Annotated in this window: 20 protein-coding genes; 12 read left to right on the top strand and 8 right to left on the bottom strand. The window is 53.0% G+C overall.

Annotated elements, in window-relative coordinates; translation table 11 throughout:
• Positions 1–15: 15 nt before the first annotated feature.
• The 5 genes from ACR0L3_RS02470 to ACR0L3_RS02450 are packed head-to-tail and all read right to left on the bottom strand — an operon-like array spanning position 16 to position 4,950.
• Positions 16–606, bottom strand: coding sequence for a LysE family translocator (locus ACR0L3_RS02470; protein WP_480743358.1), 591 nt, complete (start codon positions 604–606; stop codon positions 16–18).
• A 16-nt stretch (positions 607–622) separates the two neighbouring features.
• The gene (locus ACR0L3_RS02465) at positions 623–1,546 is read right to left on the bottom strand and encodes a 2-hydroxyacid dehydrogenase (RefSeq protein WP_480743356.1); all 924 of its coding nucleotides are present in this window, start codon (positions 1,544–1,546) and stop codon (positions 623–625) included.
• Entirely contained in the window at positions 1,539–2,387 is an 849-nt protein-coding gene (locus tag ACR0L3_RS02460; RefSeq protein WP_480743354.1) for a fumarylacetoacetate hydrolase family protein, read from the bottom strand. Before ACR0L3_RS02460 ends, ACR0L3_RS02465 begins: the two co-directional genes overlap by 8 nt.
• Before the next feature lie 11 nt (positions 2,388–2,398).
• Positions 2,399–4,195, bottom strand: a complete 1,797-nt coding sequence (locus ACR0L3_RS02455) for an IlvD/Edd family dehydratase (protein ID WP_480743352.1) — start codon at positions 4,193–4,195, stop codon at positions 2,399–2,401.
• Positions 4,192–4,950: an SDR family oxidoreductase gene (locus ACR0L3_RS02450; protein WP_480743351.1), complete on the bottom strand. Its 759-nt coding sequence runs from the start codon at positions 4,948–4,950 to the stop codon at positions 4,192–4,194. Before ACR0L3_RS02450 ends, ACR0L3_RS02455 begins: the two co-directional genes overlap by 4 nt.
• 189 nt (positions 4,951–5,139) lie before the next feature.
• Between ACR0L3_RS02450 and ACR0L3_RS02445 the strand changes: the two genes are divergently transcribed.
• Positions 5,140–6,024, top strand: coding sequence for an NAD(P)-dependent oxidoreductase (locus ACR0L3_RS02445; protein WP_480743349.1), 885 nt, complete (start codon positions 5,140–5,142; stop codon positions 6,022–6,024).
• A complete protein-coding gene (gene denD, locus ACR0L3_RS02440; RefSeq protein WP_480743347.1) occupies positions 6,021–6,989 on the top strand; it encodes a D-erythronate dehydrogenase in 969 nt (322 codons plus the stop codon). Before ACR0L3_RS02445 ends, denD begins: the two co-directional genes overlap by 4 nt.
• Here the strand turns inward: denD and ACR0L3_RS02435 are convergent.
• Positions 6,986–7,636, bottom strand: a complete 651-nt coding sequence (locus ACR0L3_RS02435; RefSeq protein ID WP_480743345.1) for a GntR family transcriptional regulator — start codon at positions 7,634–7,636, stop codon at positions 6,986–6,988. The genes denD and ACR0L3_RS02435 overlap by 4 nt on opposite strands.
• A gap of 198 nt (positions 7,637–7,834) precedes the next feature.
• Here ACR0L3_RS02435 and ACR0L3_RS02430 point away from each other — a divergent pair, with 198 nt between their 5' ends.
• From ACR0L3_RS02430 to ACR0L3_RS02385, 10 genes are all read left to right on the top strand, one after another.
• The gene (locus tag ACR0L3_RS02430) at positions 7,835–8,848 is read left to right on the top strand and encodes a TRAP transporter substrate-binding protein (RefSeq protein ID WP_480743343.1); all 1,014 of its coding nucleotides are present in this window, start codon (positions 7,835–7,837) and stop codon (positions 8,846–8,848) included.
• Positions 8,849–8,927: 79 nt separating this feature from the next.
• The gene (locus tag ACR0L3_RS02425) at positions 8,928–10,097 is read left to right on the top strand and encodes a mandelate racemase/muconate lactonizing enzyme family protein (protein WP_480743342.1); all 1,170 of its coding nucleotides are present in this window, start codon (positions 8,928–8,930) and stop codon (positions 10,095–10,097) included.
• A gap of 16 nt (positions 10,098–10,113) precedes the next feature.
• Positions 10,114–10,956 carry a TRAP transporter small permease subunit gene (locus ACR0L3_RS02420; RefSeq protein ID WP_480743340.1) on the top strand — a complete coding sequence of 281 codons (843 nt, stop codon included), beginning with the start codon at positions 10,114–10,116 and terminating at the stop codon, positions 10,954–10,956.
• Complete coding sequence (locus tag ACR0L3_RS02415) at positions 10,956–12,578, top strand: TRAP transporter large permease (RefSeq protein WP_480743339.1); 1,623 nt, start codon at positions 10,956–10,958, stop codon at positions 12,576–12,578. Before ACR0L3_RS02420 ends, ACR0L3_RS02415 begins: the two co-directional genes overlap by 1 nt.
• A 9-nt stretch (positions 12,579–12,587) precedes the next feature.
• A complete protein-coding gene (locus ACR0L3_RS02410) occupies positions 12,588–13,538 on the top strand; it encodes a phytanoyl-CoA dioxygenase family protein (protein ID WP_480743338.1) in 951 nt (316 codons plus the stop codon).
• 24 nt (positions 13,539–13,562) lie between these two features.
• The gene (locus tag ACR0L3_RS02405; protein WP_480743337.1) at positions 13,563–15,065 is read left to right on the top strand and encodes a UxaA family hydrolase; all 1,503 of its coding nucleotides are present in this window, start codon (positions 13,563–13,565) and stop codon (positions 15,063–15,065) included.
• A complete protein-coding gene (locus tag ACR0L3_RS02400; protein WP_480743335.1) occupies positions 15,062–16,066 on the top strand; it encodes a Gfo/Idh/MocA family protein in 1,005 nt (334 codons plus the stop codon). The genes ACR0L3_RS02405 and ACR0L3_RS02400 overlap by 4 nt, the downstream gene beginning before the upstream one ends.
• Before the next feature lie 124 nt (positions 16,067–16,190).
• Positions 16,191–17,078 (top strand): NAD(P)-dependent oxidoreductase, encoded by an 888-nt coding sequence (locus ACR0L3_RS02395; protein WP_480743334.1) that lies wholly within the window; start codon positions 16,191–16,193, stop codon positions 17,076–17,078.
• A 3-nt stretch (positions 17,079–17,081) separates the two neighbouring features.
• Positions 17,082–17,963, top strand: a complete 882-nt coding sequence (locus ACR0L3_RS02390) for a DMT family transporter (RefSeq protein WP_480743333.1) — start codon at positions 17,082–17,084, stop codon at positions 17,961–17,963.
• Positions 17,960–18,823, top strand: a complete 864-nt coding sequence (locus tag ACR0L3_RS02385; RefSeq protein ID WP_480743331.1) for a sugar kinase — start codon at positions 17,960–17,962, stop codon at positions 18,821–18,823. Before ACR0L3_RS02390 ends, ACR0L3_RS02385 begins: the two co-directional genes overlap by 4 nt.
• On the opposite strand, the gene ACR0L3_RS02380 is transcribed toward ACR0L3_RS02385, so the two are convergent.
• Together ACR0L3_RS02380 and uxaC are read right to left on the bottom strand one after the other, a co-directional pair.
• Positions 18,810–20,006 (bottom strand): mannitol dehydrogenase family protein, encoded by a 1,197-nt coding sequence (locus tag ACR0L3_RS02380; RefSeq protein WP_480743330.1) that lies wholly within the window; start codon positions 20,004–20,006, stop codon positions 18,810–18,812. The two genes, ACR0L3_RS02385 and ACR0L3_RS02380, sit on opposite strands and share 14 nt — an antisense overlap.
• Entirely contained in the window at positions 20,007–21,350 is a 1,344-nt protein-coding gene (uxaC, locus tag ACR0L3_RS02375) for a glucuronate isomerase (protein ID WP_480744648.1), read from the bottom strand.
• Positions 21,351–21,360: the final 10 nt, after the last annotated feature.

Here is a 21,360-nt window from a genome sequence, read left to right as displayed (position 1 = left end):
GACCATAGATATCGGTCACAGCGCCGACGCCAAGGCGATCGCCACAACGATCAACAATGAAGCTGCCATCGCAAAGTTTATCCTTTGGTGCGATCTCTCGCTTAAATCAAGGCTTCCTAGTATCGCGCCAGCGCTCAGCCAGATTATGTGCACTGGCACCCAAATCATATTGAAAACTACGACTTTTATGATGACCTCCCAAATAGGCGCTTCGGGCAAGAAGGCAAACCCTGAAAACAATGCGGTACCAACCACATAAGCTTTTGGATTAATGAATTGTAACGTCAGTCCATTTGCAAATCCAAGTGGGGAGACCGCAGGAGAGAACCCAACTTTTGAGCCAGCGCTGGCAATGCGCCAGGCCAGAAAAACCAAGTATCCGACCGAGGCAAACAGTAACAAGTTTCTTAGCACCGGCACTGCTAATGCCACGGCGGCCACTCCCGAGACTACCAACATCATGTTGATGAACCCGCCCAGCATTAAACCTGCCACAAATGCCAGCCCTGCCCGAAAGCCAAAAGCTGATCCAATTCCGGCCGTTGTCAGAACGCCTGGCCCCGGGGTAATCAACAGAAAGAAAACTGCAACAGCAAACTCAAGCACTTGTCAGATCGGCCATTTAAACATCTCTGCATTCCGGCACAGCTGTTATCACCGATCCGTCCTTAAGATGTTGCAGCAGGTTGTCGACAGTTAGGTCACCCATAGCTGCACGCGTCTCAATAGTCGCGCTACCGGCATGTGGGAGCAAGACTACATTTGACAGGTCTCGTAATTCTTTTTGAACGCGCGGTTCGTCCTCGAAAACATCCAGCCCCGCCCAACCGAGCTCACCGTTTTGCAATGCTTTGATAAGGGCAGTTTCGTCGACGACCGAACCCCGACTAACGTTTATCAAAGTGCCGCCTGCCCCCAACGCGCGCAACACCTCGGCGTTGACCAGTTTATTGGTCGACGGGCCACCAGGCGTGATACATATCAGAACGTCCACATGTTCTGCCATTTCAATCAAATTGTCGAAATATCGGTAAGGAACATCCTTCTGATTGCGGGTGTGATAAGAGATTTCTGGCGCCCACGGCTCTAACTTATCAACAATTGCCTGACCAATGCGACCAAGACCAAGAATGCCTATTTTTTGATTGTCCGCTGAACGGGTCAAAGGGGCATTACCTTCAACTTCCCACCGCCCGGACCGAACGTATTCATCGTCGCGAACGAGTTCTCGGTAACATGACAACATCAGCAGAACCGCAGTGGTGGCAACTTCGTTATTCAAGACATTGGGTGTGTGCGTCACAACAATTCCGCGCTCAGCCGCAGCATTTGCGTCGACGGCGTCGTAGCCGACCCCGTAGACACTGATCATCTTCAGATTACTGAGTGATGTCATTAGGTCATGCGGGACTCCGTCATGCCCATTCGTTACGATATGCGTAATACTTTCCGCGTTGAAATCGTCCAATTGATGAATATTGAACACTGAAGATAAGCGTTCTCGCATCCGTTCAGTGATCCCACCGATTTGTAACAAGTCAGTCATCTTGGCCAACCTCTTGCCGCTGAACACCGAGTCCATCAATGCGAAGCTCCATGACGTCGCCTTTATTTAGGTAAACGGGTTCCGGTTTGATCCCCATGCCGACACCGGGCGGTGTTCCAGTTGAAATGACGTCACCGGGGTGCAGCGTGAAAAGTTGACTCAGATGCTCAATGATCTCGGCAACGGAAAAGATCATCGTAGCAGTGTTGCCGGTTTGCATGCGCTGACCATTTACATCCAATGACATACCAAGGTTCTGAGGGTCCGGCACTTCATCGCGCGTTACTAGCCACGGGCCGGTAGGGCCAAAAGTGTCGCAGGATTTTCCTTTCGTCCACTGACCAGTCAATTGAGTTTGAAAGTGCCTTTCTGAAACATCGTTTACGATGCAATAGCCAGCAACGTATTCGAGCGCGTCAGCCTTGGAAACGTATTTGGCCGTTTTGCCAATTACGACTCCGAGCTCGCATTCCCAGTCGGTGTGCGTAGATCCACGCGGCATGATAACGTCGTCATATGCCCCAATGACCGCTGAGTTTGCCTTGAAAAAAAGTATCGGATGCTCGGGAATATCTGCGCCCGTTTCTGCAGCATGGTCCGAGTAGTTCAGACCGATGCAAAGAAATTTTCCGATGTCACCGACACACGATGCTATACGAGGATCACCCTCCACTATTGGCAGGGTGTTTGGATCCAAAGAGCGTAGTTTATCTAGCGTTCCGTCATCTAACATCTCGCCCGTGATATCATTGATGTGAGCGGACAGATCCCGCAAATGCCCCTCAGAGTCGACCAGGGCAGGCTTTTCCGAGCCCTCGGCTCCGTAACGAACAAGTTTCATTTCTGTTCCTTTTAGTGATTGTCGCGTGGCATGAAGCCTCGTGCGATATCGCGGTAGTTTTCTGCACCCTTGAGCGTCATACCGCGATCCAGCCGATCCACTTTTTCGCGGAATATTTCCTGCCACGGGGATTGGTTGGGTGGCATTGAATACCCACCTTTTGCCTCTAAATCGCGGGCGCGTTCATGCAGTTCTTCAAGAGAAACCAGTATATCAGCCGTGCCTTTGCCCAGATCGATACGCAGTTGGTCGCCAGTTTGCACCAAGGCCAATCCACCACCCTCCGCAGCTTCGGGTGACGCATTCAGGATAGATGGGCTTCCTGATGTACCGGATTGCCGTCCATCACCAATACACGGAAGAGCCTCGATACCTTGCTTCAACAAATATGCAGGCGGTCGCATGTTCACGACCTCTGCTGCACCCGGATACCCTTTTGGTCCGGCTCCGCGCATGATCAAAATACAGTTTGCGTCGATGTTTTCTGCGGGATCGTCGATCCGATGGTGAAAATCTTCAGGCCCATCAAACACGACCGCCCTGCCCTCAAATGCATCGGGGTCTTCTGGGTTTGACAGGTAAGCCTCTCGAAATGCTGGTGAGATCACAGATGTCTTCATGATCGCGCTTTCGAAGAGGTTGCCCGAGAGATTGATGAAACCTGCTTGTTCTTTAACCGGGCTGCTGACAGGCTTGATCACATCCTCATTAAGTGACCGGCGCATCGAGCAGTTTTGACCCATCGAGTTGCCGTTCACCGTTAATGCATCGGGATGAGGGAGTAATCCGGCGTCAAGAAGCTCTCCAACAACTGCAGGAACGCCGCCAGCTTGTTGGTAATCTTCACCCAGGTATTTACCGGCTGGTTGCATGTTGACCAACAGCGGTACGTCGTGGCCATGTTTCTGCCAGTCATCGTTGTTCAGCGGAACATCAAGATGCCGGGCGATTGCATTCAAGTGTATTGGCGCGTTCGTCGATCCGCCAATCGCTGAGTTAATGACAATCGCGTTTTCAAAAGCCTGCCGTGTCATGATATCGCTTGGTCGCAAATCCTCCCAAACCATATCCACAATGCGTTTACCGGTTTCGTAACTAATTTGACCCCGCTCTCTGTACGGGGCTGGTATGGCTGCAGATCCGGGCAATTGCATACCCAAGGCTTCAGCAAGCGAATTCATGGTCGTTGCTGTTCCCATCGTGTTGCAATAACCCACCGAAGGTGCTGCAGCGGCTGCGATTTCCATGAACTCATCGGTATCAATTTCATCAGCCGCAAGGTCTTCGCGCGCTTTCCAAATGACGGTGCCAGATCCAGCGCGCTCGCCTTTCCACCAACCGTTCAGCATTGGCCCAACCGACAGGGCAATCGCCGGGATGTTGACAGTTGCTGCGGCCATAAGAAGTGCAGGCGTGGTCTTGTCGCAACCGATGTTCAGAACAACGCCATCAATCGGATAGCCGAAAAGACTCTCGACCAAAGACAGATAAGCCAGATTGCGGTCGAGTGAGGCCGTTGGCCGTTTCCCTGTCTCCTGTATCGGGTGCACGGGTATTTCAATGCACGTGCCCCCAGCCGCGATGATCCCGTCGCGAACGCGTTTGGACAACTCTATATGGTGCCGGTTGCAGGGGCTTAAATCGCTGCCGGTCTGGGCAATGCCAATTATTGGCTTGCCCGACTGTAGTTCCTCTCGGGTCAGTCCGTAGTTGAGATATCTTTCAAGATACAACGCGGTCATTTCCAAGTTTTCAGAATTCATGAACCATTTGCGAGACCGCAGATCATCCTTTGATATATTTGTCATTGGCCGGACCAACCCCCGTCAATAATATGTGTGTGTCCTGTAGTGAAAGCGCTCTCATCACTTGCCAGATAGACGACCAATGCAGCAATCTCTTCTGCTTTTGCGACACGGCCCATGGGTTGTCGCGCCACGAATTGTGCAAGTGCCTCGTCTCTGCTGCCCAATTGCTTGCCCAATGCATCCACTCGGTCCCGCCAGCTAGGACTGTCAACCGTTCCCGGGCATATGCAATTGCATCGAATTCCTTGCGTTATGAAATCCACGGCCACTGACTTTGTCAGCCCGACAACAGCCGCCTTTGTCGTTCCGTACACAAAGCGGTTCGGCGCGCCAATTATGGAACCCAGTGCGGACGACATATTGATTATTGAGCCTCCGCCACGCTCAAGCATTCCGGGCAAAACAGCCTTGGTCGTGCGTACCATTGAGCGCACGTTGAGATCCATTGCAAAATCCCACTCGTCATCAGTCGCATCTAAAATAGAGCCATGATGTACAAACCCCGCGCAGTTGAACAAAACGTCTGGCTTCGCTCTTGAGACGCCCTGTTGAACGCTATCATTACACGTCACGTCCATTTCGAAAATATCCAAATTTTCGAGATTCTCGCCGCGAATCGAAGATAGGTTTTTGGTGTTTACATCCGTCGCGAAGACGTGTGCACCTTCTCGCGCCATCGCCATTGCGCTGGCAAGTCCGATCCCTTGCGCAGCGGCTGTAACCAAGACGCGTTTTCCCTTAAGTCTTTCTGTCATTTGGATCTTTCAACTTTCTTAGACGTCGCCGCATCAGTAGGATCCGACCCACAAGTCAACCCAAGCACAAAGAAACCTTAGCAGATTTACAAGGACTTGTGGCATGTGGACCGATAGATGTTAGCGTATGACAAAGACTTTGGTTTGGCCATAACCAAGCGTGGCACACCTTCAGGAGGACAGGAAAATATGAGCAATCAGTTAAAGGTGACTCTTTTAGGAACCGGCCTGATGGGCGCACCAATGGCGCGGAATCTTATCAAAGCTGGCTTCCCACTGACTGTGTGGAACCGTAGCCTGGAAAAGGCGAAACCATTGGCAGATGAAGGCGCGAAAGTAGCAGACTCCGCCGCTCTAGCGATAGCAGACGCAGATATAATTGTGACCATGCTTTCGGACGGGCACGCGACGGGTGCGCTGCTTGACGATTCAACGTTCTGTGCGCAACTCAAACCTGGAATGATCTGGATTGATATGTCCAGCGCCAAACCCGAACACGCCAGGGAACAATCCGCGCAATTGGCTGCGATGGGGCTGTCTCATTTGGACGCCCCAGTTTCCGGTGGCACCAAGGGCGCCGAGGCCGCAACCCTTGCGATCATGGTTGGCGGCCAACAAGACGTAATGGACCAAGTTAAACCCGTACTTTCCGCCATGGGCCACCCTGTTCATGTTGGACCCAGTGGCAGTGGCCAATTGTGCAAACTGGCCAATCAAACCATCGTCGCCGTGACAATTTCTGCCGTCGCCGAAGCAACACTGCTGGCACAGCAAGGGGGCGCGGATCCAGTGTCCCTACGATCCGCACTGAAGGGGGGATTTGCTGACAGCGTGATCCTGCAACAACACGGGGAACGAATGTCTGAAAGCAATTTCGTACCCGGAGGTTTGTCAAAATTTCAATTAAAGGATTTGAACAATACGTTGGAAGAGGCACAGAGACTCGGCATCGAGCTACCTAATACTCAATCTGTGCGCGATCGTTTTGAATACCTTATTGACGAAATGGGTGGGGCGGAACTGGATCATTCTGCTTTGTATCTGGAACTCAAGAACCGGAACGGAATGAAGTGAAGCAGATACTTGTAACAGGTGGTGGAGGAATGTTGGGCCAGAAACTGGCCCACCGAATTTCGACAAAATGTACTTTTGGCCCAAATGCCCAAGTTTCATTGTTCGATATCGCGTTTCCGCCAAACAGTGCGCCAGGCCACCACATTGAGGGGAACTTGGCGGAGTCAGGAGCAGCTAAGTCTGTTGCAGTGCAGCGCCCAGACATCATTTTCCATCTTGCTGCTGTAGTTTCAGGCCAAGCTGAATCCGATTTTGCGCTGGGTTGGGATGTCAACCTCCTGTCGACATGGGCGCTTCTTAACGCGCTTAAAGATGAACACGAGGCATCTAATGGCGAATACCGACCACGACTGGTTTTTGCTTCATCTATAGCAGTTTTCGGGGCGCCGTTTCCTGACAAAATCGGCGATGAATTCCTCTCTGCGCCTTTGACCAGTTATGGGGCGCAGAAAGCGGCGTCTGAATTGATGATCACGGATTTTAGCAGAAAAGGATACATCGATGGCATCTCGCTGCGGCTGCCGACTTTGTGTGTTCGCCCAGGAAAAGCCAACGCTGCCGCTTCGTCCTTCTTTTCTGGGATTATCCGAGAGCCTTTAAACGGGGAGGAGGCCGTATTGCCCGTTGCTGAAACGGTTCGGCATTGGCACGCCAGTCCGCGCGCGGCGGCGACCTTTTTGACCCACGCTGCGACCCTAGACACCCAGCTTTTGAACGATCGACGTGCATTGAACATGCCAGGCGTGAGTTGCACGGTCGCTGAACAGATTGAAGCGCTGCGCAATGCAGCCGGTCAGGAAGCAGTGGCCCTGATCAAACGCGCTCCTGATGCGGCAATTGAGAGTATAGTCAAGAATTGGCCACGTGACTTTCGAACGGACCGCGCGCTGGAATTAGGCTTCCGTGCAGAATTGAGTTTTGACGAAATCATCCGCGTGTATTTGGAGGATGACTACGCGCGCTAGTCGCCCATTGTTTTTCCAGTTAGGTGGCGTTTCAGATGATCGTGAATTTTGGTTCTGGTTAATTGCTCATCCCCTGACAGCGCGGCTTCAAGTATGTCAGCGTGGTGCCGTATGTTCTGCGAGATGAACCCAAAGTTGCGATCTGCCACCATCAACTGCTGTCTGAACTGAGAATAAATTCGGCTATGCATTTGCTTCAAAGTTTCTGATCCACAAGCAGAAATTAGCGTTTGATGAAATTCCTTCTCCGACGCGAACCAGATCTCTACCAGATCGCTGGGGTCGTCAGTGGCGTGGATACGCTTTTCGATGTGGCTGAGCTTGTGATGTGCCGCCGTCAATCTTGCTTCCCAATCCACTCCGCCATTGCGGATCGACATCGCAGTACCTTCGGCCTCCAATAGAATACGGACGTGGGTCAGTTCTATGAGTTTCTGGGGCGAACGCGCTGGAACACGAAAACCTCTCTGCTCTTGAAAATCTACTAGACCTACCGCCGCCAGCCTAAACAGAACTTCGCGAACGGCGCTTGCCGAACAGCCATACTCTTTACGCAATTCTTCGGCTCGAACCTTGGCCCCATGCTCGAATCCATTCGAAATCAAGCGCATCTTAAGGTCTTGATAAATATCGATCTCTTCGTTCATTCCAACATGCACCTTCGAGTTCTGTCCAAATAGCGTCCTAACTCTATTTTTAAATTATCGCAAGAATCTCAAAATTTTTAGAAATTTCAAATTTTTCTTGTTGCATTCGATTCTTCGGCTTAACGTTTACCTGCGTGACGGCAAAGGAGGCGGCAAGATCTACCACTCCGCGCAACGCTCAACGTCTGGGAGGACAATATGAAAATAGTCAAGACAGTCGCCTTGGCGGCCGTAGCCACGACAATGGCAGCCGGTTTCGCGATGGCTGAAACAACGAAGCTTAGAATTCAAACCCATTTTTCGCCCGAGACTTTGTCTGGCCAGATGGCCGCAAAATTCGTCGAAGACATTCAAGAAATGTCGAACGGTGAAATCGAAGTTGAAATGTTCTATTCCTCTTCGGTGGTCAAGTCAGTTGAAACCTTCGATGCAGCAGCGACAGGAATTCTGGACTGTGACATGACGGGTGGCGGTTACCAGACCGGCAAAAACCCTGCCTTCCAGTTTGCAGGCGATCTTCTCGGCGGATACCAGAACCCATATCAGCAAATGGCTTGGCTTCTGCACGGTGGTGGCAGAGAAGCCGTAAACGATCTGTATAACGGGTACGACATGGAGTTCATTGGATGGTGGATTCCTGGCCCCGAGTCGCTTTCTTCGACCAAGCCGATTGCCAAAGTTGAAGACTTCAAGGATTGGAAATTCCGCTCGCCTCCAGGCCTGGCAACTAAAGTGTTTGCGGAGCTTGGCGCTTCTCCGATCGTGATGGATTTCAACGAAATCTTCACGGCCTTGGAAACCGGCATTATTGACGGTGCGGACGCTGCAAACCTTACCAACAACGTGGGCTTAGGTCTTTATGAGATCGCAGGACACACGAACTATCCGGGTTTCCACTCAATGCCAGCTGACCACCTTGCTTGCCGCAAAGACGTTTGGGAAGCAATGCCTGCGCATCACAAGAAAATCATGGAAGTCGCGATGGACAGTCTCGCACTGCACAATGCGACGATCAACGAAGTGCAGAACGCTCAAACTGCGAAAGACCTGAAGGCAAAAGGTGTTCAACTTTATGAATGGACGCCTGAAGACTTGGCAGCATATCGCGCAGCCGTTCAGGTCGGCTGGACAGAATTCGCCACGACTCCTGAAGCACAGGCGCTTTTGGCAAGCCATATCGATTTCTTGCGCAATATGGGCGCAATGGAATAGTCGGGCTTCGGTTGATTTATGACGATCGGAAAGGCCGTTTTTTCGGCCTCTCCGAATTGGTGCCGGGACCACAAACTTCATGAAAATTACAAAACTGATAAGTCACGTACTGCAGTACGACATGCCAGCAGTTTTGGGCTATTCACAGCAGTATTACGACAAGCGAACAACCCATCTCGTTGAAGTTCAAACGGACGAAGGAGTGACAGGCTGGGGAGAGTGCTTTGGCCCGGGCAACATAGCAGTAGCAAACAAGTCCATCGTCGAAAAAGTAATCCAACCTATGGTGCTAGGTCTGGACCCATTGGACAAAGACGTGATCTGGCACAAGGTGTACAACCTTCTGCGAGATCATGGGCAAAGTGGAATGCCGATACAGGCCTTGTCCGGGGTAGATATCGCCCTTTGGGACATTGCCGGAAAAATCGCGGGACTACCCCTCCACAAGCTATTGGGTGGTGCACATCGATCGAGTGTGCCCTGCTACGGCTACGGCATGATGCTGCGGGATGAATCGATCACTGATCTTACCAAGCGTTTCGAGGACGAAGCCGCACAGATCAAGGCGATGGGGTTTGCTGCCACAAAAATGAAAACCGGATTTGGCCCAAGACCGGATGTCAAACTGTGTGAGGCGGTTCGACGCGGCATTGGCGACGACTTTCCATTCATGGTCGACGCAAACCACGCGTACACAACGCCTGACGCATTTTTTGTTGGCCGGGCTCTCGAAGAACTGGGGGCCTATTGGTTCGAAGAGCCCGTTGCCCCAGAAGATTTGGACGGATACCGCGAACTGCGCGCTGCATTGAAAGTCAACATTTCAGGTGGTGAAGCGGTGTTCAATCGCTGGGCGTGGCGAAATCTTCTTGAAAACCGAGGCATTGATATCGCGCAGCCAGAGGTTTGCGCGTTGGGCGGTGTTTCAGAGTATGTCAGGGTACTTGCCTTGTGCCACGCGCATTTCACACCCGTCGTCAATCATGTCTGGGGCAGCGCAATTGCCGTTGCAACAAATCTTCATCTATTGGCTGCCATGCCGGCCCTTCCAGGCGGTTTGCACCCATGGGAACCCATGCTGGAATTTGACACTACGGACAACAAGTTTCGAGACGACTTGCTGACCGTTCCGCTTGAAATTCAAAACCAAGTCAAGGTCAACGGCGGTCGTGTTGTTGTTCCGACTGGCCCTGGCCTAGGGGTCGAGCCGGACCGGAGCATTATCGATCACTACAGGATCGACGGATAGGGACGAGGGTTACGCAATGCATAAAAACTCAGGCGGACTAATCGAGTGGCTCATTCCCTTGGCCTTCGTTGCAACGGCAAGTTGGCTTGTTTGGCACCTGCCCGCTTTTCTTTTGGACTGGCTGCCTTACACGTCTGAGTCCCTTAAAAGCCAGGTTACTGAAATTTATTTACGCAGTGATATCACACCGAAAATGTCTGGGGTATTCGGTGGGTTCGTCGATATCACGGACATATGCGCGCTTATTCTATTGCCAATAATTGCAGTGATCGGAACAAAGACGGTGCGCCCGGCGACAATGGAGTTCGAAGGCTCAACAGTCATGGATCGTTTCGCCTTGTTCATAGGCCGAGTGACGATGATGATGATCGCTATCATGACTGTGGTCATGCTGTATGAAGTTTTCATGCGGTACATCATGGAAAAACCAACCGAGTGGGCCAATGAAATGACGCTTTGGTTCGCTAGCTTTGTGTTCCTGATGTCGGGCTATTATGCCATGCAACAGCGCAGCCACATTCGGATTTTCTTGCTCTATGACGCGGTTCCCCGTTGGCTTCAGCGCGTATTTGATACGATCTCGACGGTCCTGATCGTGATGTTTGCGTTCTTTCTTGTCTACGGAAGCTACCAACAGGTGTTCGTCAACAAGCTCTATAAATGGGAGCTTTACGGCTCGGCCTTCAATCCACCAATCCCAGCGACATTGCAGCCAATGGTTCTCATCGTGATTACGCTCGTCGCGATGCAGTCGGTTTTGAACTTGATCGCGGATTGGAACAAAGAACCGGAAATCCACACGGATGAGCCGGACGACGACGAAATTGAAATGATCAAACGGGCGGTGGGGCAAGACTGATGGACATTGGAACAATTTCACTCATCCTGATGGTGGCCCTGATCGTGCTTCTAGCGATCGGTATGCCTTTGGGTTTGGCATCCGCGTCACTTGCGGTGCTCGTTCTTGTCCTTAAATTCGAGCCAACGCTTCTACTTAACCCGTTTTCCTTCGGCGATGGAATGTTGACCGGAAGACCTGGAACCGGGCCGTTATACATTCTGGCCCAAAAGATATACGGGCTATTAACGGATTACGTACTCATATCCGTGCCACTGTTTATCTTCATGGCCTCACTTCTGGAAAGGTCGGGGATTGCACGCGACATGTATTCGTCGCTCAATGTCTGGCTATCCAGAACACGTGGCGGCATTGCAATCGTAACGTCGATCATGGCTGTGATCATGGCTGCAATGTCAGGCATTATCGGCGGGGAGGTTGTTCTTCTGGGCCTTATCGCCCTGCCCCAGATGCTACGCCTAGGATATAATCAGAACCTTGCAATTGGCGTTATTTGCGCCTCGGGCTCATTGGGCACAATGATCCCACCTTCGATTGTCCTGATTATCTTCGGCCTGATCACGGAAACCTCGATCAAGTCACTGTTTACGGCGTCTTTCATTCCCGGCTTCATGCTGGCGTCAATGATCATTCTTTACATTGTCATTCGCACAAGACTGAACCCGGACGACGCGCCGTTGCCCGAACCGGACCCCAATGATCCTGAACCTGCGGAAAAACGAAAGCTGTTCGCTGCTTTCATGTGTATTGTCGTGGCCGGTTTTTCGACAGTCCTGTTCATCCGCGCAGCATTCTTCGAGTTGTCAGGTTCTAATGCAGCCAGCCAAGGCGAACCGGCACGATTTGGTACGGCAGATTATCTGCCCTGGTTCGCAGGCGTCACGATCGTCGCCTTGCTGTTAATTTTCTTCGTGTTTGGTCGGGAACGCGCAAAGATCGGATGGGAAATGGGCAAAGGTCTTGTTGCTCCTCTGGTCGTCATCGGAGTTGTGCTCGGGTCGATTTATGGTGGGATCACCGGAATTACCGAGGCCGCTGGCATGGGTGCATTCGCCGTTCTGATAATCGCCATTCTCAGGGGTGAAGGGTCATTCGAATTGGTCTGGGACAGCCTGATGCGAACCCTCAAGTCCACAGGAACTATCATCTGGGTGACTATTGGCGCGGCCTCACTGGCAGGTGCCTACACCATCGCCGGAGGACCGCAATACGTAGCCGATTTGATTGTGGGACAAGATCTGCCAACGATGTTGGTTATTCTTGTCATGATGCTGATCCTTTTGTTCATGGGCGCGTTCATGGATTGGGTCGGCATCGTGCTGCTGATCATCCCGGTCTTTCTGCCGATTGTGCTGCGCCTGCCTATCGAAGAAATTGGAGTTTTCGGCCAGCTTGATCCGAGCCATGTAGCTATCTGGTTTGGCGTTGTTTTCTGCATGAACATGCAGGTCAGCTTCCTCTCACCACCATTTGGTCCTGCTGCGTTCTATCTGAAATCCGTAGCCCCGCCACACATCAGCCTGACGGACATCTTCCGTGGGTTCCTACCATTTATCGGAATCCAGTTGCTGGCACTTTCCGTCCTTCTGATTTGGCCCGGCATTATCGCGCTTCTGCTGTGAGGAAAGCCCATGTTGACACAGGATCAGATTGCCAAGTTTCAGACCGAGGGATACCTCGTCGTCGAGAACGTGATCCCCGAGGATACTATGGACAGGGTAAAGGCCGAGTATTCTCAACTTCTAGATCTGCTGTACGACGGTTGGCATTCAAAGGGCTTGGTTCACAATGACCCATCCGGATTGAATTTTTGGGACAAACTGTTGTCCGCGTATGAGGCAGGATGCGACTATTTCCAACCAATGGACATATCCCTGCCCGGCGACCGGATAATGGCCGACACGCCCTTTCACATTGGCCCGGCGGTGTTCGATTTGTTAACGGCCAAGCCCCTTTTGGATGTGGTCGAGCAACTTATCGGTTCAGAATTGACAAGTAATCCGATCCAACACGTTCGCCTGAAACCGCCGGCCCAAAAGCTAGCCAAGGATGAGGTCAGGGCTCACATTACTGCAACCGACTGGCATCAGGATCGAGCCGTTGCGCTGGAAAATGCAGATCAGACCGAGATGGTAACGGTCTGGATTGCCGTCAACGACGCAACGCTTGAAAACGGGTGCTTGCAAGTACTGCCCAAAGCGCCTGACCAATCCATCCTTCCCCATTGTGCAAAGACCCAAACCGGAATTGCGGATGGTTTTGTCGACGAAAGAATGGCGGTGCCTCTTCCTGTCAAAGCTGGCGGAGTTATCCTGTTTCACCCTTTGACCCCACATGCTTCGTTGATCAACAATACGGATCACTTCCGCTGGTCATTTGATATTCGCTATAGTGCCACGGGTCAGCCAACAGGTCGCGAACACTTTCCGGATTTTGTCGCACGGTCCCGAGCTCATCCTGAAACCGAGTTGCACGACTGGCGCGTCTGTAAATCGAAGTGGGAAGCCGCACGCGCTCGCCTCGCTGCTCAGCCACACATCGACATTCACCGCTGGAAATCAGACTCGCCCTTCTGTGCCTAAGTCTGCCTGCAAAGAAAGCTGCCCATGACTTTTGTACGCTTAGACCAAACGGATAGCGTCGTGATTGCCACTCGGTTCCTGGAACCAGGCAAAGTGGTTGAAAATGTCACGACCAACGAGCGTATACCGTCAGGTCATAAAGTGGCGACAACGATCTTAAAGGCAGGCGACCCCGTCAGAAAGTACGCCCAGATTATCGGATACGCTACGCAACAGATAAGCCCTGGCGATCACGTTCACACTCACAATATGGCTTTTCGCAACACCGAGGTAAGTTACGAGTTCTCAACAGACTTACGGCCAGTCAGCCCTACGCGATCTTCGGATACCTTCATGGGTTTCAGGCGCGAAAACGGTAAAGTCGGCACTCGCAACTATGTCGCGGTTGTAACTACTGTGAACTGTTCAGCAACTGCAGCGCGCATGATTGCGGACTACTTTACACCTGAAAAACTTGCTGATTTCCCAAACGTGGACGGCGTGGTTGCCTTTGTCCATGGAACGGGCTGCGGCATGGCCGATTCCGGAGAGGGCTTTGAGGCGCTTCAACGTGTTATGTGGGGATATGCGAAGCACCCCAACCACGCAGCCGTTCTTATGGTTGGATTGGGGTGCGAAATGAACCAGATTGACTGGCTTCTGGACGCTTACGGTCTGAAACAAAGCCCGACCTTTCAAACGATGAACATCCAAAACGTCGCCGGATTGCGCCGTACAGTTGAGATGGGAATCCGAAAAGTCGAAGAAATGCTGCCGCTTGCCAATATGTCCGTAAGAACGGAAACACCAGCGTCTGAACTGATGGTGGCCCTTCAATGCGGCGGGTCTGACGCATGGTCAGGCGTCACCGCGAATCCGGCTCTGGGCCATGCATGTGACATACTGGTGTCCCAGGGGGCGACCGGCGTCCTTGCAGAAACACCCGAGATTTATGGTGCCGAACATCTGCTAACCCGCCGCGCCATAAACATTGGTATGGGCGAGAAACTTATCGGTCTTATAGACTGGTGGCAGGACTATACAGCACGCAATCATGGCTCGATGGACAACAATCCAAGCCCGGGGAACAAGAAAGGTGGGCTTACGACAATCCTTGAAAAGTCCCTTGGAGCAGCGGCGAAAGGCGGCACCAGCCCGTTAACTGGTGTTTTTAAATACGCGGAACCCGTAACCGCCAGAGGATTCACTTTTATGGACAGCCCTGGATATGATCCCGCGTCAGTCACGGGCCAGATCGCAGGGGGATGCAACCTTGTGTGTTTCACGACCGGGCGCGGATCGGCCTTTGGTTCGAAACCGGCCCCGACCTTGAAAATTGCAACCAACTCGGAAATGGCAAATCGCATGGCGGAAGACATGGATGTGGACGCAGGAGATGTACTGACCAGAGGCGTCAGCGTCGAAGAAAAAGGCCGAGAAATCTATCAATTGATGCTCAGGGTCGCATCGGGTGAGCAAACCAAGTCCGAGGCTCAGGGTCTGGGAGATTACGAATTCGTTCCGTGGCAAATCGGAGCGGTGATGTGAAACGCATCCTAGTAGTTGGCGGCGGGTTGATAGGAATTCGTCATGTTCATGCCGTTATGCAGCACCCTGCGTGCTCGTTGGTTGGATTGGCTGATCCCGACAATTCGATCCAGTTAGACGCCCCAAGGTTTTCGTCAATGGAAGAGGTTCAAAGTGAAGTTGATGGCGCGATAATAGCGACGCCTACGCATCTTCATGCTGACCATGGCACTGAGGCGGCCGTGCGTGGGTGGCACTTGCTGATCGAAAAACCAGTAGCTGCGTCCTTCGGCGAAGCAAAACGACTAAAAGAGGTGCTTAGCACCGCTGGTGTTCAAAGTTTGGTTGGCCATCATCGACGCTATCACCGGAGCTTGCAACAATTGAAGGCCACGATTGCGGAAGGCGCAATTGGAACGGTCATTAACGTGTCTTTGATGTGGGCAATGCGTAAGCCAGACAGTTACTTTGAACAAAATTGGCGAACGTCTGGCGGCAGTCCGGTCATGATCAATTTGGTGCACGACATCGACGTGCTTCGCTTTGTCGTCGGTGAAATTTCAGAAATCGCTGCCCTACGCGGAGCATCGGTCCGCAGATCCGATCGCATAGAAAGTGGCGCCATAGCAATCGCGTTCGACAACGGGGCGACTGGTACCATCAGCTTTTCTGATACGGCACCCAGCCCTTGGGGCTTTGAGGCCGGAATAGGTGAAAACCCCAACATAGGAACCACGCATCAAGACATGATGTGGATCACGGGAACTCTAGGCGCCGTCAGCTTTCCTTCAATGACCCTATGGCGGGGACAAGACTGGGGCACAGCTGCGCAAAAGGAAGAGTTGAAAATACCCGTTCAGGATCGGACGCCGCTTGAAGCTCAACTGGATCACTTTCTAGATGTGATGGATGGAGCCCCACCCCTTATTGACGTCGCAGACGCAGCCCGAACGCTCGAGATTGCAACCAGGATTGAAGAAACACTGAAGGCTGATCCCAGCCAAAAGCAACTGCATGCGTGAAGGGGTAAACGCCAGACCTTGCTTAATCAAATGAAGATCAACGGTGCCGCAACAAGAGCCTTGAACTGTAGACCTGCTTGGCGCCGTCACACGAATGAAGGCCAGTTTTTTGAAAGGAAAACCAATGAGTAAACCATCGATTGGGTTTATCGGGCTCGGATTAATGGGCGGAGCCATGGTAAACCGTCTTTTGGACAAGGGTTACGGGGTAACGGTGCTGGGGAACCGTGATCGCACATACCTTGACGCAGCAATAGGACGAGGCGCTATCGAGGCGGCGAACGCTCGGGAACTGGCGAAAGTTTGCGACATTATAATGCTGTGCATGGGTACTTCAGATCAGGTTGAAAGCCGAATGCGGGGTGAGGACGGGGTGATTGCGGGATTAAAAAACGGGGCAATCGTCATAGACTTTGGTACTTCGCTGCCGGGCAGTACCAGAGCGCTTTCATCAGAGGTTGAGGAAGTTGGCGGAAGCTTCTTAGACGCTCCTCTGGGCCGGACACCGGCGCATGCGCTTGAAGGAAAGCTCAATATTATGACGTCCGGAAATCAGGCCGCCTTTGAGAAGGCAGAGCCTGTATTGAAAGACCTTGGCGAGAACGTTTTTTATCTTGGCGCTGTGGGATCGGGACACACAATAAAGCTTATAAACAACTTCTTTGGGATGACTGTGGCCAATGCGATGGCCGAGGCTTTTGCGATGGCCGACGTCGCTGGGGTTGATCGCAAGCAGCTTTATGATGTGATGGCTGCAGGTCCGTTACATTCTGGAATGATGGACTTCGTCAAAGCCTATGGCATCGAAAACGACCCAAACCAGCTGGCCTTTGCAATCAAGAATGCTGCAAAAGATCTTGGGTACTATGACCAGATGGCCAAAGATGTCGGCGTCACAAGTGTGATGTCCCAAGGCGCACTGTCAGCACTCAATGACGCGCGGGACAGCGGTCAGGCAGATGATATGGTCAGCCAAATGGTCGACTACTACGTTAATCGCTTCAATCCGTAAGCAATGACCGTCACTGCCAGCTCAACTGCGGATCTTCCACGCCTAGGTATCTTGTTGATGCTGATGGCTTGGTTGCTGTTTTCGTTTGTTGATCTGGGGGCCAAGTGGTTAGCAGTTGCGGGGATTCCTGCATTTCAATTGGCTTTCATGCGTTATGCAGGGCACTTTGTTATCTCACTCAGTGTTATTGCGAAGGGTGGCCTGGAACTGCGCCGTTTTAAAACGGACCACCCCTGGCAGGTGATTAGCAGAGCCCTGCTTTTGATCTCGGCGACCGTTTTCAACTTCTACGCACTTCAGTTTCTACCGCTGACGGTTGTCTCAGCGATCATGTTCTCGAGTCCGGTCATTGTTTGCTTTCTTTCCGTCATTGTCTTGAACGAAACCGTGGGTCCATGGCGATTGAGTGCAATCCTGCTTGGTTTTTTGGGTGTTCTCGTCATCGTTCGGCCATTTGGCACAGCGTTCCATCCAACCATGTTGCTGATCATCTACAACGCCACAGCGTTGGCGTTGTATTCGCTCATGACGCGCAAATTATCCGGCATTGTAGCCGTCGACACCATGCAGTTTTATTTGGGGTTAACCGGGACGTTTGTGTTACTACCCTTCGCCATTTGGTTTTGGATCCAGCCTGAAAACACTTGGAGTCTGATTGTTCTTATCGGTCTGGGCGTCTTCGGTTGGGGCGGGCACCAACTGCTCACAAACGCCCATCGGTTTGGGACGGCTAACCAGTTGATGCCGTTTACGTATTCATTCCTGATATACGTCGCGGTGTGGGGGTATCTGTTCTTTGGAACTGTACCGGACGGCAGCACACTGGCAGGCGCCGCACTGATCATGGCCGCAGGACTCATCATCTGGAAAAGAGAAAAGAAATGACGCGAATAGCCTGCATCGGTGAAGCAATGATCGAATTGTCCATGCTGGAAACCGGCGCAAAAGTGAGCGTTGCCGGAGATACGCTGAATACGGCCATCTACATGCACCGTTCAGCACCCGAACTGGACGTCGACTATTTAACATGCCTTGGGGACGATCCGTTCTCGGGCCAGATATCGGATTTCATCGCCAGCCATGGGATTGGAACGTCGGCCATCAGGGCCGTAGAAGGTGCATCACCTGGCCTATATGCGATTTCAACATCTAGCGATGGTGAACGCAGCTTTACCTACTGGCGAAGTGAATCTGCGGCGCGGCAACTTTTTTCGGACCACAATTTTAACCAGCTAATGGGCTATGATGCTTTGTATTTGTCTGGGATCTCGGTGGCCATTCTACCGCATGAGGTTCGGCTGGCTTTACTGGATTGGCTGGAAAACGCCCCTGCAAAAGTGATCTACGACAGCAACTATCGCCCCCGACTTTGGGGTAGCGTCGAGCATGCTAGGCAAGTCAACGAACGGCTTTGGCGGCGCGCAGATATTGCACTTCCGTCAATCGATGATGAGATGGCTCTGTTCGAACAAAGCGCCGAGGAAGTGGCGTCACGCTTTGCCTATCATCACGGTATCGGAGCTTTGAAACGTGGCGAAAATGGCCCGCTATCAATCGGGCCGAATGTTCAGCAAACCTACGCCCCCGCAGAAAAAGTTTTGGATACCACAGCCGCAGGCGACAGTTTCAATGGTGGGTACCTCGCGGCCTTGTTGACCGGAAAATCGCAGGCAGAGGCGCTGATGGCCGGGCACAATCTGGCATCCACCGTTGTTCAATTCCGCGGCGCAATCATTTCCGGATAAGTGGCGCGAGATCCTCGGCGCCGACAAGGTGCAAAAGCGGCACCACCGGGTCTGGCTGCTTTGCGGCCAAGGCGATTTCCGACGCGCAAGGATCGTTCAGCGCCCTGCCTTCGGCCGTCTCGGACACGCAATAGGAAATCCAGGCCCGCATCCCCGCAATCACCGCCTGAGAGCCGGTTTCACGGAGTGTAGGAACAAACCGATACGGCAGCTTCTGGCTGCCATCCATCGCGATTTGGTCCAGACGGTGCGCCAGCTCGGGGTTTTCAAACCGGCGTAACAGAGCCTCGGCATAGTCCGGAACCTGTTCTTGCAGTGCAGTAGGCAGCGTTGCGCCCGCATCTTTCATCAACTCGGAAACTAGCGGACGCAGATCCGGGTCTCGAACCGCTTCGTGGACGTAGTTCAGGCCTCGCTCCAATCCAGCATAAGCCAACAGGGAATGCGCGCCGTTCAACATGCGCAGCTTCCGCATCTCATGCGGGGCCACGTCATCGACTAGCTGCACGCCTGGCCAATCCGGACGCGGGCCGGCGAAATCGTCTTCGATCACCCATTCCGAGAACGCCTCAGTGGGAACGGCCATAGGGTCGCCGCTGATTGCGCGAACGGCGTCCGTAGTGGCCGGGGTAATCCGGTCGACCATCGCGTTGGGAAAGCGAACAGCGTCCCAATTCACGTCCAAACCGGCTGCATTCGCAAAGTCGACAACCGCTGTTTCGAGCGTTTTACCGTTTTCCATGCGGTTGTCGCAGCTCAGCACCGTCACTGGCTTGCGTCGTTCCGCAAGACCAAAAGCTAGAAACCCGATCAGCGTCGTGGGTCCCTGCCCCACCAGATCGGCAGCAATCGCCGGGTCCTGAAGGTTCAGCTTGCCCGCAGCGTCCAAGTGATAGCCTTTTTCGGTGACGGTTGCCGAGATGATCTCGGCATCCGCCATCGCATCGAAAATCGCAGCGCGATCCTCGGGCGCGACCAGAATGTTCCGCAGAGTCTTGATGCGCCGCACCCCCTGCCCCTGTACGCACAGATCGTATTCGTAAGCCTGCCGGGCCAATCCATCCCTTACTGAAGATGAACGCAGGCTGACGCCGATAACGTCCCATCCGCCCGCTTGATCGGTGTAGTCGAGCAAATGCGCTCGGACGAAGTTTCCTAGGCCGAAGTGTAGAATAGTACCCATCTAATTTTGCAATCCGTAAACTTGTTTCGCCAGATCGACCGCCAGCAACCGAGCCAGTTGCTCGGCTCTGTCACGACCGAAATAGCCGCGCGCCACCTGCTCGGCCAGATGAAGCGCCACGCCGCGTCGCCAAAGGTCGTGACGTGCAGGTATCGACAGAAAGGCCCGCGTGTCGTCGTTGAATCCGGCGAGGTTGTAATATCCTGCCGTTTCAACAACCTGATCGAAATACCGCGCTATCCCGGCTGGGCTGTCGTGGAACCACCAAGGCGGCCCGATCCGAAGGCACGGCCAATGCCCGGCCATCGGGGCCAACTCGCGCGCATATGTGCCTTCGTCCAAAGTGAACAGGATAATGCGTAGGTCTGGGTTGTTGCCGACGCGGTTCAAAAGCGCATCAAGACCGTTTACCCAATCCATCGCGATTGGAATGTCAGCCCCCTTGTCCCGTCCGAATTCCCGCATCACCCCGCGGTTCGTGTTGCGCTTGCTGCCAGCATGTATCTGCATGGTCAGCCCATCATCGACAGACATCTGCGCCATTTCGATCAGCATATGCCCATAGAAGCGGCGGGCGTCCTGTTCCGTACCTTCCCGCCGTCTCAGCCGTTGGTACAGCACATCTGGGTCGTCCAACCACTCGGTCTGTACGCGTTCGATGCCGTGGTCGGTGGCCGTACAGCCCAGCTGGATGAAATGAGCCCGCCGCATCCGCAGCGCGTCGAGGTAGCCGCCATAGCTGCCCAGATCGCAGCCTGTCAGTTCAGCCAACTTGTTCAGGTTCTGCACGAATTCCGGGTCCGCTCCATCCAAAACCCCGTCAGGGCGGAACGTCGGAACAACCCGTCCGCCCCAACCGCTTGTGCGGATCTCCCGATGTTCCGCGAGGTCGTCGAGAGCAGAATCCGTGGTGGCCAGAACCTCGATCCCAAACCTGTCAAACAAGGCCCTCGGGCGAAATTCGGGTTGCGCCAGTTTTGCTGATATCTCGTCATAGATCAGGTCTGCCGTGCGCGAAGACAACTCCTCAGACACGCCAAGCGTTTCGTGCAGCACGTAGTTCATCCAAATCCGGGATGGCGTTCCCAGAAACAGATGCCAATGCTCGGCAAAGGTGCGAAAAACGGCGCGAGGATCTTTCTTTCGCCCCTCTTCCCCAACACCAAGATCGGACAAGGGAACGCCCTGCGAATAGAGCATACGGAACACGTAGTGATCCGGAACCACCAACAGCTCTGCCGGGTTGGGAAACGGCGCATCGGTTGCAAACCACCGCGGATCACAGTGACCATGCGGAGACACGATTGGCAGGTCCTTGATGCCCAGGTACAGGTCTTCTGCCATCCCATTCAAG

Source organism: Ruegeria sp. CK1 (genome assembly GCF_056536545.1).
Note: the sequence above shows the minus strand (reverse complement) of the source record. Positions and strands in the feature narration are given on the sequence as shown.

Coding starts and splice junctions, on each gene's coding strand:
- ACR0L3_RS02465 (WP_480743356.1), bottom strand. CDS start 1,546: ATGACTGACTTGTTACAAATCGGTGGGATCACTGAACGGATGCGAGAA.
- ACR0L3_RS02460 (WP_480743354.1), bottom strand. CDS start 2,387: ATGAAACTTGTTCGTTACGGAGCCGAGGGCTCGGAAAAGCCTGCCCTG.
- ACR0L3_RS02455 (WP_480743352.1), bottom strand. CDS start 4,195: ATGACAAATATATCAAAGGATGATCTGCGGTCTCGCAAATGGTTCATG.
- ACR0L3_RS02450 (WP_480743351.1), bottom strand. CDS start 4,950: ATGACAGAAAGACTTAAGGGAAAACGCGTCTTGGTTACAGCCGCTGCG.
- ACR0L3_RS02445 (WP_480743349.1), top strand. CDS start 5,140: ATGAGCAATCAGTTAAAGGTGACTCTTTTAGGAACCGGCCTGATGGGC.
- ACR0L3_RS02435 (WP_480743345.1), bottom strand. CDS start 7,636: ATGAACGAAGAGATCGATATTTATCAAGACCTTAAGATGCGCTTGATT.
- ACR0L3_RS02430 (WP_480743343.1), top strand. CDS start 7,835: ATGAAAATAGTCAAGACAGTCGCCTTGGCGGCCGTAGCCACGACAATG.
- ACR0L3_RS02425 (WP_480743342.1), top strand. CDS start 8,928: ATGAAAATTACAAAACTGATAAGTCACGTACTGCAGTACGACATGCCA.
- ACR0L3_RS02420 (WP_480743340.1), top strand. CDS start 10,114: ATGCATAAAAACTCAGGCGGACTAATCGAGTGGCTCATTCCCTTGGCC.
- ACR0L3_RS02415 (WP_480743339.1), top strand. CDS start 10,956: ATGGACATTGGAACAATTTCACTCATCCTGATGGTGGCCCTGATCGTG.
- ACR0L3_RS02410 (WP_480743338.1), top strand. CDS start 12,588: ATGTTGACACAGGATCAGATTGCCAAGTTTCAGACCGAGGGATACCTC.
- ACR0L3_RS02405 (WP_480743337.1), top strand. CDS start 13,563: ATGACTTTTGTACGCTTAGACCAAACGGATAGCGTCGTGATTGCCACT.
- ACR0L3_RS02395 (WP_480743334.1), top strand. CDS start 16,191: ATGAGTAAACCATCGATTGGGTTTATCGGGCTCGGATTAATGGGCGGA.
- ACR0L3_RS02390 (WP_480743333.1), top strand. CDS start 17,082: ATGACCGTCACTGCCAGCTCAACTGCGGATCTTCCACGCCTAGGTATC.
- ACR0L3_RS02385 (WP_480743331.1), top strand. CDS start 17,960: ATGACGCGAATAGCCTGCATCGGTGAAGCAATGATCGAATTGTCCATG.
- ACR0L3_RS02380 (WP_480743330.1), bottom strand. CDS start 20,006: ATGGGTACTATTCTACACTTCGGCCTAGGAAACTTCGTCCGAGCGCAT.
- uxaC (WP_480744648.1), bottom strand. CDS start 21,350: ATGGCAGAAGACCTGTACCTGGGCATCAAGGACCTGCCAATCGTGTCT.